The organism is Winogradskyella sp. (assembly GCF_965228925.1).
Classification (GTDB): domain Bacteria; phylum Bacteroidota; class Bacteroidia; order Flavobacteriales; family Flavobacteriaceae; genus Winogradskyella.
Map to the genome: position 1 here is coordinate 2175155 of NZ_OZ245845.1, position 18035 is coordinate 2193189.

Sequence of the window (18035 nt, forward strand, 5' to 3'; positions counted from 1 at the left end):
AAATAAGGGGCCAAATCGTGTTGACAGATTTTAGATATGACCCTTTACTCAAGTTATAACCCTTATTTAATGAAGCGAGTACTAGTAGTTTTATGCTGCCTTTTATTTTATCCATTCCATAGCTATGGGCAATTTTCACCAGGAATACATAATTATTCATTGGCAGAATACAATGCGGGTAACCAAAATTGGGATGTAACTCGTGCCGAAAACGGAAAGGTTTATGTTGCTAACAATAGCGGATTATTAGAGTATAATGGCATAGATTGGAAATTTCATCAGTTACCGAATAAAACGACCATTCGTTCTGTATTAGCGTATAAGGACCTCATATTCACGGGTTCTTTTGAGGAGTTTGGTTATTGGAAAAACAACGAGTATGGTCAACTCACATACGTTTCATTAAGCGATACCATTCTAGAAAAAATTTCTTCCAATGAGGAGATATGGCAAATCAATAGCTATAAAGACCAGATTGTTTTTAGGTCATTTCAAAATATCTATGTCTACGATTTTAATAATATTATACAAATCACACCGAGATCAACCATTATCTCAACGAATGTCGTTAATGGCCACTTGCTTTTAGCAACCCTAAATGATGGAATATTTTCATTAAAGGATGGTCAATTAGAACAATTTTATAGTGATGATTTGTTGGTGGGCACAAAAATATTGGCCATTAAACAATTCGATGGTCAGTTGTTACTAGCGACTGCTTTGAAGGGGTGCTTTTATCTAAATAACAATGATTTAATCCCTTCAAACTTTGATATAGATAAAAATCTAAAACAACATCAGCTCAACGAATTTTCGATATTAGATAATGGCGACATGGTTTTTGGAACCATAAAAAATGGTGTTTATCTTACAGACGCTAATGGAGAAATGAAATTTCACATTAGTAAAGAGAATGGGCTTATTAATAATACGGTACTGGGGCAATATGTCTCTGATGAAGGGAGCTTATGGTTAGGGCTAGATAACGGTATTTCGAAAGTCGATTTAAATAACCATAATTACTTCTTTAATGATCTTTCTGGAAAACTCGGAGCCGTCTATGATATCATTAAATATAAAGGTACCGTTTACATTGGTAGCAATACAGGACTATTTCGGTTAGATGAGGCAGACCAACCGGTCTTTATAGAAGGTTCACAAGGTCAAGTATGGAATCTAAAGGAGATTGGCGGAACGCTTTTTTGTGGCCATAATGAAGGCACCTTTTTAGTGGAGGGTGATAAGCTTAAGCAAATTTCAAGTTTTACGGGAGGCTGGACTATTAAGAAAGTGCCGGAGCGTTTAAATACTTACATACAAGGTACTTATTCTGGGCTTGTGAAGTTCGAAAATACAAATGGTAAATGGCAGGTATCGCATTTAGGCAAAACAACAATACCATCTCGGTTTTTAGTATTCGAAAATCAATATACGGCTTGGGTGGCCCATGCTTACAAGGGACTCTATAAGGTTAGATTTGATAAAAACTACGATTCTATAATAAGTATTAAAAATTATTTGGATCATACATTTAATGTTAGAGTCTATGATATAAAAAACAACATCAGCTTTAAGACAAATAAAGAGTGGTTAAAATACGAACCGTTGTTGGACTCTATAATACCTTATGATTTGTTAAATGAAAAGCTTGGTCCTGATAGTTACATCATTTCTGAGGAATATACCGACCGCATAGCGTTGCGGAACAGTGAGGGTATTATCAGCTTTCAGTCATTCTCTAATAATTATGAAGATTTTACATTAACCGATAATTTCTTTAAAGATAGATATATAGTGGGGTATGAAAACGTCTCCAAATTTAATGATTCCACCTACTCACTTAATTTAGACAATGGCTTTATGCTTATTAATACGAGTTATAATGCTAGTAGTCAATTATTCAAACCAAACATAGAATCTATTTCTCTAGATAACCATCATATCAATATCAATAATATTGTTGATAATCAGCTGAGCTTTAAGCACAATAAAAATGTGATTTTAGAAGTGGCCTCACCAAAATCTACGCATTACTTTTTAGAGTATAAGCTTTCTCATAGCGATGACAACTGGTATAGAATGGAGAATGGAAAGATAGAATTGTCAAATCTTAGGGATGGTAACTATGAACTGTCTTGCAGGGCTGCGGATAATTCAGGAAAGACCTCTCCAGTGATGGAACTAAATGTTATGGTTTTGCCACCTTGGTATAAAGACACCTTGGGATATTTACTCTATATATGTCTCGGTATATTAACAGTGGTCCTAATCAATATATTACAGCGAAAAAAGGTAGAAAGAGAACAAAGGCATCTGAGAATAAAGCTCCAGAAAGAACAACAAAAACTATTACGCGAGAAAACATTTGAGAATGAAAAGCGCATCGTACAGTTGAAAAACGAAAGTCTTGAGAACGAAATAAAGATCAAAAGCAAACAATTAGCTAACAATGCCATGGCCTTGGTAAAGAAGAACGAAACCCTTCTAGACATAAAGAAAGAACTGGCTTTAAATAGAGATGATTTCAAGAATTACTACGCTTACAAAAAACTTATAAAAAAGTTAGACCATTCCATAGAACATAAGGATGAGTGGAAAGTATTTGAAGAAAACTTTAATCAAGTACACGATGAGTTTTTTGAAAACCTCACGAGTCGCCATCCTAAACTTACCCCCAAGGACTTAAAGATTTGTGCCTATATCAAAATGAGTTTATCCAATAAGGAAATTGCACCACTGATGAACATATCCGTTAGAGGTGTGGAGACACATAGGTACAGATTAAAAAGGAAGTTAGATTTAGAAAATCATATTTCTTTGACGGATTATTTGTTAGATATTAAATAATCTCCCCTCTTAATTGTTAAAATAGCATTATTTCACTACGTCATTACTACGTCATGATGTTAAAATGCATCCATTTTACAACGTTTTCGTTTAATTTTAGACTACGTCAATTTCTTAGTTTTATTAGTTTTCTAGGCTTTATTGAATTATGGTGTAATTAAAGCGTAAAATCATGTTAGGCCTATCTAGAGCGAAGATTATATATTTAGACTTAAATCTAAAACTGAAATCAATCTAACTAATTATTAATCTATGAAAACTAAACTTATATTACTACTTCTATTTTTTAGCCTCGTGACTTGGGGTCAGCAAATAGAAGTGAATGGAGTTGTAACTACCGCAAGTGATGGTTTGCCATTGCCTGGAGTAAGTGTAATAGTAAAAGGGACATCTCGGGGCGAATCTACCGATTTGGACGGAAAGTATACTATAACTGTCAACCAGGGAGAGGAGTTGGTCTTTAGTTATCTCGGATTTAAGTCGCAATCTGTGATTATAACGAATCAAATCGTTGTTAATATCGCTCTAGAAGAGGACGCGGAATCATTAAATGAAGTCGTAGTTGTCGGTTATGGTACGCAGAAAAAGGAAGACCTCACGAGTGCTATTGCAACCATTAAACCTGAAACTTTGAAAAGAACACCTGCAGCACAGATTGGTCAGGCGTTCCAGGGTCAAGTGGCTGGTGTGCAGGTGAGTAGTCAAGGGTCTCCGGGTGAGACTCCCGATATTAGAATAAGGGGAACAAACTCTTTATCAGGGGATTCTAGACCCTTATTTGTTGTAGATGGCAATTTCTTCAGCGATATTGACTTTTTGAACCCCAGTGAAATAGAATCCGTATCTATTCTTAAAGATGCATCGGCTGCTGCCATTTATGGAGTTAGAGCAGCCAATGGTGTTGTTTTGATTACAACCAAGGGCGGACGCTTTAATAAAAAGCCAGAAATAACAATTACATCCTTTTATGGTGTTCAGCGCGCACAGGACATTCTTAAAATGGCCAATGCCGAGCAGTTTACGACCTTTGCATTAGAGTCAGGTTCTGAGTCTGAAATTGCCAGTATCGACCTGGCTTTGCAACGGTTTGGACGAAGTCGTGTTAACCCAAATATTCCAGACGTTAATACGGATTGGTATGATGAGGTATTGAGAGATGCTCCGATGGAGAATCACGATATCCAAATCAGCGGTGGTTCTGATGATATTTCCTATTCCCTTGGTGGAAATTTTTTCGCACAAGAAGGTATTTTGGATATGCGGAATAGTTATACACGTTACAACCTTAGAGCAAAAGTAGATGCCAAAGCCACAGAATGGCTTAAAGTGGGCGGTAATGTCCTTTATAGTAATGCCGTGCAATATGCGGATGAAGGATCAGCATGGCAGCTGACCTATTTTGCAGTTCCAATTTTACCTGTATTTGATAACAATTTTACAGAAGCAGACCCACTGCCTTATGCCGATGCGAGAGAGATAGGCTACAGAGGTTCCCAAAATCCATTTCCCCTAATGGATAATTCTGACTTACGCGGCGAAAGACGTCGTATTGTAACAAATTTTTATGCGGACGTTACTATTCTTCCTAAGAAGCTGAACTTTAGAAGTAGTCTATCCTACAATTATCTAGGGATCAATGAAAGGCTAGTTCGACTGCCTTATTTTGTGACTAATGATTTCCAAAGAACAGTAGAACAGTCTTCAATTACGCGTAATAACGCAGTTAATGAAACCTATATTTGGGATAATGTATTGACTTATAAAAATAATTTTGGCGATGATCATGATTTAACAGTTCTGGCAGGAACATCGTTTAGGGATGAATACGGTAGAAACTTTGGCGCTAGTGGAAATTTTGATCCCAATGGGTCATTCATAAGAAATAATGACAATACTTGGTACATTGAGAATACGGATGAAGCAAGCCGAATAGCTTATGATGGTGGATTTAGGGATTTTGGATTTGCATACTTTGGTCGGGCAGAATATAAGTTTCAGAATAAATACTTGGCCTATGCGACGTTCAGAGCGGAAGGCACCAACAAATACGATGAAACCTATGTATATCTTCCAGCATTCGGTTTAGGATGGGAGATTTCAAAGGAATCGTTTATGGAAAATATCGAATTCCTAAATTATTTAAAATTACGCGCTGGTTGGGGTAGATTGGCGAATGACGCTGTACCAAGAAGCAGGCCCTTAGCCGCAAATACCATTGCAACAGTTTTTGATGATACCTTTATTAATGGCTTAGAATTCGAAACAGTGTCGGACGATATTTCGTGGGAGTTTACAGAAGAGTTGAATATCGGTCTTTCGGCTTATATGTTTGATAATAGATTATCCTTAGAAGTAGATTATTTTACTAAGGATACCGATAATATGGTTTTTGCAGTTCCTCAATTTATTGGAACTGGATCGAGTCGTAGAAATGCTGGTGCGGTAAGGAACAGGGGAATTGAATTGGCAGCATCTTGGCGCGGTGAGATATCAGAGAATTGGAGCTATACCATCTCAGGAAATTTCAGTACTTTGGATAATGAGGTGACGAGTTTGTCAGGGCAACCCGCAATTGAGAGGGGTACAGCCGAAGCAAGACAACGCGTTGTTGTGGGGCAGCCTATCGATGTGTTTTACGGATGGGAGATTGATGGAGTCTATCAAAACGAAGCCGAGATTGCAGCAGATCCCGTTGCTCAAGCAGCCATCGCCGATGGTACAGATATTAGACCAGGTTACTTTAGATACAGGGATAATAATGGTGATGGCGTACTAGATGCCAATGATAGAGACTATTTGGGATCTCCAATACCTACATTTTATTATGGCGGTAATATTGGTGTCAACTATAAAGACTTCGATTTAAATGTCGCTTTTTATGGACAAGGAGGGAACGTTATTTTAAATACCAACCGACAAGAGGTGGTACGTACCCAAGGAAGAAATATCGATGCAGATTTGGCCATTAACAGATGGCGTGGTGATGGAACCACAAATTCATATCCGTCTTCAGAAGGCTATCGCCAAGTCTGGAACCAAAGGCTTTCCGAGTTCTTTTTACAAGATGGTGATTTCTTTAGAATCCAAAATATTCAGCTAGGCTACACCTTAAGACAGGAAAACTTTCCTGAAGTAAGGATATCTCTAACTGCGGATAGACCATTTTTATGGACTAAAAGTTTCAATGGTTTTAATCCAGAAGTTGGTTTTGATGGTAGGGATACCCAAACCTATCCTACACCATCGGTTTATTCATTGGGCGTATCGGTTAATTTTTAAAAATTTAGAGCTATGAAGTATATATTTAATTTTAAAATGGTGGTTTGCATCCTATCTGTTTTCCTATTCACTTGTGAAGGCAAATTGGACGAAGCCCCAGAAAACGAAACACTTACTGGTGATATTGATTACACCAGTGAAGAAGGAGCTTTTGGAACATTGATTGGAGCATACCAAAGCTTTCAAAGCGTCGGCTGGGAACAAATCCCTTTAATCTCAGTAAGAGGTGATGATGTCAACGCAGGAGGTCTCGGAGACCAGCAAGGTTTTGCAGACACGGACAATTACATCTATGATAACAACTATTGGATGTACAACGTTTTTTTCGAAAACTGGGCCGAGGATATTGTACAAGTAACGGCACAGATCCAAGCCTTAGAAAATTTTAGGGATGGAGGTGTAAATTCTACCTTAATAGACCAGTACATTGCCGAGTGTAAAGTATTGAGAGGATTCATAACCTTACAGTTGTCGCGCTTATTCGGGGACGTTTACAAGATTGATACCCTAGATTTTACGCAGATAAATGTTGCCACAAAAGACGAATTGATGGAGTGGATTTCTGAACAAATGGATGAGGCTACCCCATTTTTATTGGACGTTGCACCAAACCAAAGAGAGGACCTACCGGGAGGAATTACTCTGTATACGGCACTAAGTGTTAAAGCCATAGCAAATCTTGAACTTGAAAATTACCAAGAAGTGGCTGCTGCCACAGGAGAAATTATTAGTTCAGGAAGATTCCAATTATTCAATGATTATTACGAATTATTCAATATTCCTGGAAAATTAGCTAACGAGAATATTTGGGAAATACAGTATTCGGATTTCGGACAATCTTCTGGTGAAAACGTTCGTCATTTATGGAATTTCTATGCGCCCCAGAACTTTACAGCAGCGAATGATGTGGCGGCAACTAACGGTTGGGGATTCTATGAGCCAAGCTTAAAATACATCAAGTTTATGCTAGACAGAAATGAAACTGTTCGTTTAGAAACGAGTGTTTTATTTACAGATAGAGGTATTCAAGAAATTCAATCAGATCCCAATTATCAAAATCTACCAGCTTTTGTCTCCAATACAACGCGCGATGGTGATATCATCAACGATTATGCGCGAGCTATGTTTGCAAGCGGGAAACACTTCTTACCAACAAATCAATTAACAGAAGGTCGTTCCGATTTAGGTAGTAATAATAATTTCACGGTAATTCGTTATGCTGAAATTTTGTTAATGTATGCAGAGGCCTTAACAAGAGGAGCAACAGGTTCGGCCGGTAGTGCCGATGAAGCTGTAAATATGGTGAGAGTTAGAGCCGGAATGCCTACTATAAGTAATGTGACAAGTGATGACGTTATGGATGAGAAGTATGCTGAACTTGGTATGGAGTGGGGTATAAGACTCTATGATATGCTCAGATTGGGTCGTACAGACGAGTTGAGCTATGATGGTAGAACGTTTACTATAGACAAACGATTTTTACCCTATCCGCTCGAACAATTAGACTTAAGTTTCATTCTCCGTGAATATGCAAATAATAATAACTAATGATCATGAAAAAAATAATATACGTACTATGTCTAGCGCTCTTATTCATGGGGTGTGAAGAAGGTATTGATCCAATTACAGAAGTAGATCCTGGTCCAGATGCCGGAGCACCATTAGTGACCATAATAAAGCCAGTTGATGGTTTTGAAATTCAGGTGGCTGAGCCAGTAACATCAACGACAATTGAGTTCAGGGCAGAAGATGATATTGAGCTTGGGTCCGTTACTGTAGCCTTAGATGGACTACAGATTGCCTCTTTTGATACCTTTTTAGACTATAGAATATTCATTAACGAATTTGAATACGATAATATCACTACGGGTGACCATGTACTTGAAGTCACAGCAACAGATTTAGTAGGTAATGTTACAACGGCTGTGTCAAACTTCAGCAAGGAACCGCCCTATACGCCATTGTTTCCAGGTGAGACGTTTTATATGAACTTTGATGGGAGCTACAGTGAATTGGTGACGGTTACAGACGCCACCGAGGTGGGTAATCCAGGGTTTGCTCCAGAGGCAAGAGTAGGTTCAGGCGCTTATTCAGGAGCTCCGGATTCGTATCTTACATTTCCAACGGACGGCCTCTTAGCCAATGAGTTTAGTGCGTCATTTTGGTTAAAAGTTAATGCAACACCAGACCGAGCAGGCATTTTGGTCATAGGTCCTGAGGATACAGCAAACCCAGATTCGCAGAACCTTAGAACCAGCGGATTTAGGTTCTTTAGAGAAAATGCAGGTGGTATGCAACGCTTTAAGCTAAATGTTGGTAGAGGAGATGGCGAGTCTTGGTTTGATGGCGGTGCAGCTGCAGATGTAGACCCAAGTTTAGACGAATGGGTACACTTTGCATTTACGATATCTGGTACCGAATGTGTCGTCTACAAAAACGGTGAAGTTGTTAGTCAAAATTCGTTTACAGGAATTGACTGGACGGGATGTGATATTCTATCCATTATGTCTGGTGCACCGAGATTTACGGGTTGGAATCATAGATCGGATGAAAGTTTTATGGATGAACTGCGATTGTTCAACATGGCTTTAACGCAACAAGAAGTTATAGAGCTCATCGCGCAGGCTGACGAAATTTTTAAATTGAATTTTAATGGTAGTTTTACAGAGAGCTATAGTGATATCGACTGCACAGAGGTAGGTAGTCCAGGCTTCACTTCAGATGCCTCTGAGGGAAATAGTGCCTATGCCGGTGCTGTAGACTCTTACTTGACCTTCCCAACAGATGGTCTATTATCCAACGAATTTACCGCAGTATTTAACTATAAGGTTAATGCTGCTCCAGATAGAGCGGGAATTTTAGTCATAGGTCCTGAGGATACTGCGAATCCTGATTCACAAAACCTGAGGACAAATGGATTTAGGTTCTTTAGAGAAAATGCAGGAGGCATGCAACGTTTCAAATTAAATGTCGGTCGAGGAGACGGAGATTCATGGTTCGATGGCGGTGCAGCAGCAGATTTAGATCCTAGCAACCCACAATGGGTGCAGATGGCATTTACAATATCAGATACCGAATGTGTGGTTTATATAGATGGGCAAGTCGTTAGTCAAAACACATTTACGGGCGTCGACTGGACAGGTTGTGATATTATATCTATTATGTCCGGAGCACCAAGATTTACAGGATGGAATCATTTATCAGATGAAAGCTTTATGGATAATTTAAGAATCTATAAAAAAGCATTGTCACAAGCCGAAGTTCAGGCCGTGCAATAGTCTGATTTTTAGATGAGTTGTTATATTTTGAGTTAGTTAGTCTTCAAAAAGTTTTAGCTGCATTTATGATGATGTAAGTGCAGCTAAATTTTGTTTAATTTATTTCTATGATACAGTCAAAACACAATAAACGTTTCGTTTTGATCATCTTGTCTTTCCTTTTTATGGGTTGTAATGAGACAAAAAAACAGGGAAAGGCAGTAGGAGAGGCAGTAAATAAGACCTATGTATTAAACACTCAAGATTTACTGGATACTATCCAACGGCAGACCATTAATTATTTTTGGGACGGTGCGGAGCCAAATTCGGGTTTGGCACGAGAACGCCTTCATATGGATAATATATACCCTACGTCTCCTAAAAATACGGTGACTACAGGAGGGAGTGGCTTTGGACTTATGGCAATTCTTGTAGGCATAGAAAGAGGTTTTATTCCAAAGGAAGATGCTTTAGATCGGTACTTAAAGATTGTAGATTTTTTAGCTAAGGCGGATCGTTTTCATGGCGCTTGGCCACATTGGATAGATGGAGAAACAGGAAAAGTTTATCCATTTAGCAAAAAAGACAATGGGGGTGATTTAGTGGAAACGGCATTTTTGGTCCAAGGTCTATTAACGGTTTCGGAGTATTTTGATGGAGACAGCGAAAAAGAAAAACAATTAAGATCAAAAATCGATACGCTTTGGCGAGAGGTAGAGTGGAACTGGTACACCAAGAATGGAGAAGACGTATTGTATTGGCACTGGTCACCGCAATATGGTTGGGACATGAATTTCCCTGTTGGTGGCTATAATGAGTGCTTAATAATGTATGTATTGGCCGCGTCATCGCCAAGCTATCCAATCAATAAAGATGTTTACGAAAAAGGCTGGGCAAGAAGCGGTAAAATAGTCTCAGAAGAACGCTATTATGATGAGGCATTAGTATTGGATTATTACGAGCATGACGATGCCCCTATTGGACCACTATTTTGGGCTCATTATTCCTATTTAGGGATGAACCCTAAGGGACTTTCCGATCAGTATGCAGATTATTGGACATTAACGCAAAACCATGCAAAAATTCATTACAAATATGCCTTGGATAATCCGAAGAATTTTAAAGGCTATGGAGATAGTCTTTGGGGCTTAACTTCGAGCTATTCCATGAAGGGTTATGCGGGTCATAGACCGGGTCGCGATTTAGGGGTGGTAGCACCAACGGCGGCCTTGTCATCCTTTCCATATACTCCAGAGGAAAGTATGAAAGTCTTGGTCAATCTTTATAAAAATCACGATAGTTTAATTGGTAAATATGGGCCTTATGATGCCTTTAGTTTTGAGCATAACTGGTATAATCCGAGATATTTAGCTATAGATCAAGGGCCCATACCAGTAATGATAGAAAATTATAGAACAGGATTGTTATGGAACCTTTTTATGAAAAATGAGGACGTACAAAGTGGTCTAAAAAACTTAGGGTTTAGCTATGAATAATTATTTAAAAAGAACATATTGGATTATTGCTGTGTTATTGGCACTCATGGTATCCAATTGCGGTAATGACAATGGACCAGGGTATCAAGAACCATACAGCCCAAATGACGATGACGATCCTGTTGTGACGATTACTGATGATGAGTTAATGGATTTGGTACAGCGAGAAACCTTTAAATATTTTTGGGATTTTGCGGAGGCCAATTCTGGTGCTGCGAGGGAACGGTATCATCCCAATAATACAGCCGATAGTCAGAGTGTGGTTGCTACTGGAGGCAGTGGTTTTGGTCTAATGGCCATTATTGTAGGTATTGAGAGAAATTATATTACAAGAACTGAAGGCGTGGCAAGATTGGAACAAATCCTCAATTTTTTTGAAGGAGCCGACAGGTTCCATGGTGTTTGGCCACATTGGATAAATGGAGGTACAGGACGAGTCATCCCATTTAGTGCATTAGATAATGGAGGTGATATTGTAGAAACAGCCTTCTTGGTACAAGGGTTGATTTGTGTTAAAGAATACTTTAAAAACGGTTCAGTCGAAGAGCAAGCCTTGGCTGCGCAAGCCGATAATCTTTGGAAGGGTGTAGAATGGAATTGGTATACCCAAGGCCAGAATGCTTTGTATTGGCATTGGAGCCCGGATAATGGTTTCGCCATCAATTTAGAATTAAGGGGCTATAATGAAACATTAATAGCATTTATTCTAGGAGCCGCTTCACCAGATTATGCGATACCGGCCGAAGCTTACCATGAAGGTTGGGCCAATAATGGAGGCATTGTTTCATCCTCGAGCCAATATAATATTCCTTTGATCTTAGATCATGCAGGTGCTGGTAGTGGACCTCTATTTTGGGCACATTATTCGTATTTAGGCTTAGATCCACGTAACCTTTCAGATCAGTACGCCAACTATTGGACGCTTAATGTTAACCACACTGACATTAATTATGCACACTGTGTCAATAATCCAAATAACTACGCGGCCTATGGTGAAGATTGCTGGGGCCTAACGGCAAGTTATACCAGAAATTCGGATGGTTCTGTTGGTTATACAGCACACGATCCCGAAAATGACACAGGCGTCATATCACCAACAGCAGCCGTAAGTTCTATACCGTATACACCAGAAAAATCTTTAGCTGCTATGCATTACTTTTATGAAAGGGAAGATCTATTAGGTCCTGCGGGATTTTATGATGCGTTTAGTCCACATTATAACGATTGGGTAACGCAACGTTATTTAGCTATTGATCAAGGGCCGCAAATTATTATGATCGAAAACCATAGAACGCAGTTGTTTTGGAATTTGTTTATGCAAAATGAAGATGTTCAAAATGGTTTGAATGCTTTAGGGTTTAATTATTAATCGACACTTTAGACTATGAAAACTATTTTTTCGATAGCGATCCTGAGTTTTTATTTGGGAATGTCTTGCCCTGTATGGGCACAGCAAGCAGATGCTTCTAAAGATTTATTTTCTCACGAAAGTCATATCCTAGGTACTGATACCTTAAAATACAGGTTGCTTTTACCTAAGACTTTTCTGAAAATAAAAGCTACCCTCTCGTGTTGTTCTTGCATGGCGCTGGAGAGCGTGGAGATGACAATGAGAAACAGCTTGTTCATGGAAGTAATTTGTTCCTCAATGAAAAGCATCGCGATTCATTCCCTGCCATAATTATTTTTCCCCAATGTACTAAGGACGATTATTGGTCTAAATTAGAGGCAGATCGCTCAACGCGACCAATAAGCTTTAAATATAAGTACAATGAAGCGCCAACAAAAGCCATGGGCTTAGTCATGGATTTAATGGACCGTATGGTTAAAAAGCCCTTTGTAAAAACCGATCAGGTCTACGTTGTGGGGCTATCTATGGGCGGTATGGGAACGTTCGAAATTATCTACCGAAAACCGAGTATGTTTGCGGCAGCCATACCCATCTGTGGAGGAGGTGATCCTGAATCGGCGAGCGCATATGCAAAAGACATAGCCTTATGGATTTTTCATGGGGCTAAGGATGATGTGGTAGATCCATTATTATCTATAAATATGGCCTCGGCTATTTTAAAGGAGGGCGGATTTCCAGGTTTAACCATCTTTGACCATGCTAATCATAATAGTTGGGACCCAACATTTGCTGAACCCGAATTATTACCCTGGCTATTTTCCAAAACAAAATCAAAACAATGAACAGATCAATTTCGTTTAATATACTTTCATCAATTGTTTTAGCACTCCTTATAGCGAGTTGCAATTCTACCGGCAAATCAAAAGTAAATACACCTCATGAAAATCCTTTCGAAGAACAGGTAGATTCCATTTTGGCATTAATGACCATAGATGAAAAGTTGGGCCAACTCAATTTGCCGTCTTCAGGAGATATAACGACGGGTTCTTCAAAAAGCTCAAACGTTGCTAAAAAGATTGAAGAGGGAAAAGTTGGAGGGCTTTTCAACATCAAAGGTGTCGATAAAATTGAGGAAGTCCAAAGAATAGCCGTAGAAAAAAGTAGGCTGGGCATTCCTTTAATTTTTGGGATGGATGTTATCCATGGCTATAAAACGACCTTTCCTATTCCCTTAGGACTATCAACCTCATGGAATATGGAACTGATAAAAGAATCAGCACGTATGGCAGCACAAGAAGCCAGTGCAGATGGTATTAACTGGACATTTTCTCCTATGGTCGATATTTCGCGGGATCCTAGATGGGGAAGAGTATCAGAAGGTAATGGCGAAGATCCCTATTTGGCCAGTGAGATTGCTAAAGCTATGGTATATGGTTATCAGGATGAAGATTTAACGGCCAACAATACCTTAATGTCTTGTGTAAAACATTTTGCATTGTACGGTGCACCAGAAGCAGGAAGGGATTACAATACTGTGGATATGAGTCGCTTAAGAATGTACAATGAATATTTTCCACCATACAAGGCAGCGGTAGACGCTGGCGTGGGTTCTGTAATGTCTTCTTTCAATGAAGTTGATGGTATTCCGGCAACGGGAAATAAGTGGTTGTTAACCGATGTTTTAAGAGAAGAATGGGGATTCAATGGATTTTTAGTAACCGATTATACAGGTATTGAAGAAATGCAATATCATGGTGTAGGGAATTTTCAGGAAGTTTCAGCCCAAGCCTTAAAAGCAGGTACCGATATGGATATGGTCTCGGAAGGGTTTTTAACGACCTTGAAAAAGTCCTTAGAAGATGGTTTGGTCTCTATGAACGACATAGACACTGCCGTTAAACGTATTTTAACGGCTAAGTATAAACTGGGCTTGTTTGATGATCCATATAAGTATTGTGATAAAAACAGGGCAAAAACTGAGGTTTTCACATCAGAACATAGGGATTTTGCACGTAAGGTAGCGACAGAGTCTATGGTTTTGTTAAAAAATGACAATCAATTACTACCACTTAAAAAATCGGGGACTATAGCATTAATTGGCCCTTTGGCCCATACCGCTGTTAATATGGCAGGGACTTGGAGTGTGGCTACAGATCAGGATAAATCCATTTCGGTTTTAGATGGATTAAAATCGGAAGTGGGTGACAAGGTTAATATTCTTTATGCAAAGGGAAGTAATGTCGATTATGATTTAGAACTCGAGAAAAGAACGACCATGTTTGGTAAAACTATTCCGAGGGACGGACGCTCAGACCAACAATTATTGGACGAAGCCCTTGCTATTGCAAAACGATCGGATGTTATTGTTGCGACTATAGGCGAGTCATCCGAGTTCAGTGGTGAGTCTAGCAGTAGAACCGATATTGGTATTCCACAAGTTCAAAAAGATCTGTTAGATGCTTTGCTCAAAACCGGTAAACCCGTAGTACTTGTTCTATTTGCAGGTCGTCCGTTAACTTTGGTTAAAGAGCATGAGACCGTTCCAGCCATTCTAAATGTTTGGTTTCCAGGCAGTGAAGCAGGTTTAGCGATATCGGATGTGTTATTTGGGGATGCTAATCCATCGGGGAAATTAACGATGACATTCCCACGACATGTCGGACAAGTACCGATGCACTACAATCATAAAAATACAGGTCGGCCACTTGGTAATTCAGAAGGTAGATTTGAGAAGTTCAAAACCAATTACCTAGATATACGCAATGAGCCCTTATATCATTTTGGCTATGGCTTAAGCTATACCAGGTTTGCCTATTCCGATATAAAGCTGTCTTCAAATGAAATGACTACTTCTACATCCATTAAGGCCAGTGTAGTACTGTCTAATGAAGGCGATTATGACGGTTACGAGATTGTGCAACTTTATATCCGAGATAAGGTGGGAAGCATTACGAGACCCGTAAAAGAGCTCAAAGGATTTCAAAAAGTGTTTTTAAAAAAAGGAGAACGTAAAGACGTGTCTTTTACCATCACCATAGACGATTTAAAATTTTACAACTCTGAAAAGCAATATATAGCAGAGCTAGGTGCGTTTGAAATTGCTATAGCACCTAGCTCTGATTTTAAATTTAAACATTCATTTACCTTACACGATTAATAGCTAATCATGCCATACATAACTCGAAAATATAGCTTTAAGATAGTGGTGTTGTGTATGGCTTTCCCCTTTATTACAGGGGCGCAAAACAAGGTTATTAATTCGGGTTGGCAATTCTCTGAGGATAGAGTCGCTTGGACAGCTGTGAACGTTCCACATACTTGGAACACCGATGATGCCTTTGATGATGAACCGGGCTATAGACGTGGGTTGGGCTATTACAAAAAACAGGTATTTGTGCCCTCAGAAGAAAAGGATAAAATACACTACTTAAAGTTTAATGCCGTAAACCAAGAAGCTAAGATATTTGTTAATGGTAAAAACGTTGGCAGTCACAAAGGAGGCTATACGGCTTTCAATTTTAACGTCTCCCAGTTTCTTAATTATGATGCTTACAATTTAATTGAAGTCACGGTGGATAATGCGCACAATGCGGATATCCCTCCGCTCGATGCTGATTTCACCTTTTACGGAGGGATCTATCGCGATGTGGAATGGATCTCTAAGCAGAAACAGCACTTTAGTATAGCGGATTTTGCCTCAGAAGGGTTTTATGTGAATTATTACAAGGTTTCGGAGGAAAGCGCTGGTGTTGAAGTAAAGGTACTCGTAGATAATTTTGAAGATGTAAAGGCCAGAAATCAATTACGCCTCAAGATTTTGGATGCAGATGGTCATTTGGTAATGGCCGAAGACAAAACCTTGTCCCTAAATAAGAATTCTTCAGACAGTTTAACCATTAAGTTTCCGGAAATTAAGGCTCCAAAATTATGGTCGCCAGATTGTCCCTATCTCTACAAATTAGAGATGGCTTTATCAGATGAGAATGGAACGATTCTCGATTCAAAAGTGTCAAACCTTGGCTTTCGTTGGGTTTCCGTAGATGCCGAAAAAGGGTTTTTTCTAAATGGAAAACCGATAAAACTTATTGGTGTTAATAGGCACCAAGATTACGAAGGCTATGGCAATGCGGTGCCCTTGGCACTACAAAAAGAAGATATCTATCTTATTAAAAACATGGGGGCCAACGTTATTCGCTTTGCCCATTATCCCCATGCTCGAGCATTGTACGATTTGTGTGATAGGCTGGGTATTTTGGTTTGGACGGAAATCCCGGTTATTAATTTAGTAACCGATTCTGAGGCCTACTTTGAGACGAGCATGAATATGCAAAAGGCGCATATTAAGCAGTATTACAACCATCCATCAGTCGTCATGTTTGGGTATATGAATGAAATTTTTATTCGCTTGGCCTTTAATCGAAAACTGACTGACTCTGAAAAAGAAAACCTGAAAACAAAATCTGTTAGCTTGGCCACACAGCTCGAAGACTTAACCAGGGAGTTGGTACCAAATCACATTACGGTAATGGCTTGCCATCTTAACGAAGTGTATAATGAAACAGGTATTGCCGACCTGCCAATGCTCTTGGGTTGGAACCTGTATTTTGGCTGGTACGATGCACAAATTGAAAACTTAGGACCGTTTTTGGACGAACAACATCAGCGTTTCCCCAACCGCATTATGTTTTTGTCCGAATATGGTCCAGGTGCAGATATCCGTAATTTCACGAAACACCCAAAAAAATTCGATTTTACAACCAATTACCAAGCTCTGTTGCATCAATCCTATTACCAACAAATTATGGAACGACCATTTATGGCGGGTATGACGGCGTGGAATTTTGCTGATTTTGGCTCGGAGTTTAGAGGTGATGCCATACCACATGTGAATCAGAAAGGTCTGGTGCAATACGATAGGACACCCAAAGCCATTTATTATTGGTACAAGGCGATTTTAAATGACGCAGTACCTTTTGTTCATATGGCGACAGAGACTTTAAAGGGTTTAACCTTGTTTAATGAGGAGACCTATCCTATTCAGGTATTTTCAAATCAAGAGCAAGCTAGTGTCATCTTGAATGGTGAAACTTTCAAAACCGTTCAGTTTAAAAATGGTGTTGCCGTTATTGATATGCCCTTCAAAAATGGAACTAATACGATAAAACTAATTACTGACAAGGCCTCCGAAGAAAAATCAGTTGAAGTATTGAGAATAGAACAGTTGGATTTTAAAAGCTTTAACCGATTTGCAATTAATATCGGTTCACACTTCTATTTCAATGATACAGAAAGAAGCATCACCTTCGTTCCGGATCAGGCTTATAAAAAGGGCTGGTTTGGCTTTTTGGATGGCGAGGCTTTTGGGATGACCAAAGACAAAAACCAAGGTATACCGCATAATATTAAGAATTCAGACTCAGAGCCTTTGTTTCAAACCATGTTAGAAGGTTGTACACATTATAAGGTTGATATTCCTAAAGGAAGATATAAAGTAGACTTGTTTTTTGTGGAACCACAAATAAAGCCAACTGAGAATATCTACAATCTAACCGAGAGTAAGGAGAATCAACCAAAAAGACAACGCATTTTTGATGTATTTCTTAATAACATTTTAATCGAAAAACAATTGGATTTGGCCAAGAACTATCCCGAAAAATATGCGGTAACTGTAGCATCCGAGCTCACAGTAAATGACCAAGATGGCCTCAATATTTTACTCAAACCTATTAAAGGACAGCCTGTAATTAGTGGGGTTTTAATTGATAAAATAGATTAAAGAATGTTTTTTCAACCTTAATAAACTTG

9 protein-coding genes are annotated in these 18035 nt (G+C 39.0%); all 9 read left to right on the top strand.

The features are described 5' to 3' along the window. Positions 1 to 69 precede the first annotated feature (69 nt). Positions 70 to 2847, top strand: coding sequence for a LuxR C-terminal-related transcriptional regulator (locus tag ACO052_RS08815; protein WP_422107645.1), 2778 nt, complete (start codon positions 70 to 72; stop codon positions 2845 to 2847). 252 nt (positions 2848 to 3099) lie between these two features. Then, positions 3100 to 6126: a SusC/RagA family TonB-linked outer membrane protein gene (locus ACO052_RS08820; protein ID WP_422107646.1), complete on the top strand. Its 3027-nt coding sequence runs from the start codon at positions 3100 to 3102 to the stop codon at positions 6124 to 6126. A 12-nt stretch (positions 6127 to 6138) separates the two neighbouring features. Continuing rightward, a complete protein-coding gene (locus ACO052_RS08825; RefSeq protein WP_422107647.1) occupies positions 6139 to 7674 on the top strand; it encodes a RagB/SusD family nutrient uptake outer membrane protein in 1536 nt (511 codons plus the stop codon). Between the two features lie 5 nt (positions 7675 to 7679). Next, complete coding sequence (locus ACO052_RS08830) at positions 7680 to 9404, top strand: LamG-like jellyroll fold domain-containing protein (RefSeq protein ID WP_422107648.1); 1725 nt, start codon at positions 7680 to 7682, stop codon at positions 9402 to 9404. Between the two features lie 107 nt (positions 9405 to 9511). Further along, positions 9512 to 10879 carry a glucoamylase family protein gene (locus tag ACO052_RS08835; RefSeq protein ID WP_422107649.1) on the top strand — a complete coding sequence of 456 codons (1368 nt, stop codon included), beginning with the start codon at positions 9512 to 9514 and terminating at the stop codon, positions 10877 to 10879. Beyond that, on the top strand, positions 10872 to 12248 hold the full coding sequence (locus ACO052_RS08840; protein ID WP_422107650.1) for a glucoamylase family protein: 1377 nt from the start codon (positions 10872 to 10874) through the stop codon (positions 12246 to 12248). Before ACO052_RS08835 ends, ACO052_RS08840 begins: the two co-directional genes overlap by 8 nt. 200 nt (positions 12249 to 12448) lie before the next feature. Next, a complete protein-coding gene (locus tag ACO052_RS08845; RefSeq protein ID WP_422107651.1) occupies positions 12449 to 13072 on the top strand; it encodes a dienelactone hydrolase family protein in 624 nt (207 codons plus the stop codon). Then, positions 13069 to 15387 carry a beta-glucosidase BglX gene (gene bglX, locus ACO052_RS08850; protein ID WP_422107652.1) on the top strand — a complete coding sequence of 773 codons (2319 nt, stop codon included), beginning with the start codon at positions 13069 to 13071 and terminating at the stop codon, positions 15385 to 15387. Before ACO052_RS08845 ends, bglX begins: the two co-directional genes overlap by 4 nt. Positions 15388 to 15396: 9 nt before the next feature. Beyond that, positions 15397 to 18006: a glycoside hydrolase family 2 TIM barrel-domain containing protein gene (locus ACO052_RS08855; RefSeq protein WP_422107653.1), complete on the top strand. Its 2610-nt coding sequence runs from the start codon at positions 15397 to 15399 to the stop codon at positions 18004 to 18006. The last annotated feature ends 29 nt before the right edge of the window (positions 18007 to 18035 follow it).

What these genes read in the sequence shown, in the direction of transcription:
- ACO052_RS08840 (WP_422107650.1), top strand. Translation starts at nt 10,872, where the DNA reads ATGAATAATTATTTAAAAAGAACATATTGGATTATTGCTGTGTTATTG.
- ACO052_RS08820 (WP_422107646.1), top strand. Translation starts at nt 3,100, where the DNA reads ATGAAAACTAAACTTATATTACTACTTCTATTTTTTAGCCTCGTGACT.
- ACO052_RS08825 (WP_422107647.1), top strand. Translation starts at nt 6,139, where the DNA reads ATGAAGTATATATTTAATTTTAAAATGGTGGTTTGCATCCTATCTGTT.
- ACO052_RS08830 (WP_422107648.1), top strand. Translation starts at nt 7,680, where the DNA reads ATGAAAAAAATAATATACGTACTATGTCTAGCGCTCTTATTCATGGGG.
- ACO052_RS08855 (WP_422107653.1), top strand. Translation starts at nt 15,397, where the DNA reads ATGCCATACATAACTCGAAAATATAGCTTTAAGATAGTGGTGTTGTGT.
- ACO052_RS08815 (WP_422107645.1), top strand. Translation starts at nt 70, where the DNA reads ATGAAGCGAGTACTAGTAGTTTTATGCTGCCTTTTATTTTATCCATTC.
- ACO052_RS08835 (WP_422107649.1), top strand. Translation starts at nt 9,512, where the DNA reads ATGATACAGTCAAAACACAATAAACGTTTCGTTTTGATCATCTTGTCT.
- bglX (WP_422107652.1), top strand. Translation starts at nt 13,069, where the DNA reads ATGAACAGATCAATTTCGTTTAATATACTTTCATCAATTGTTTTAGCA.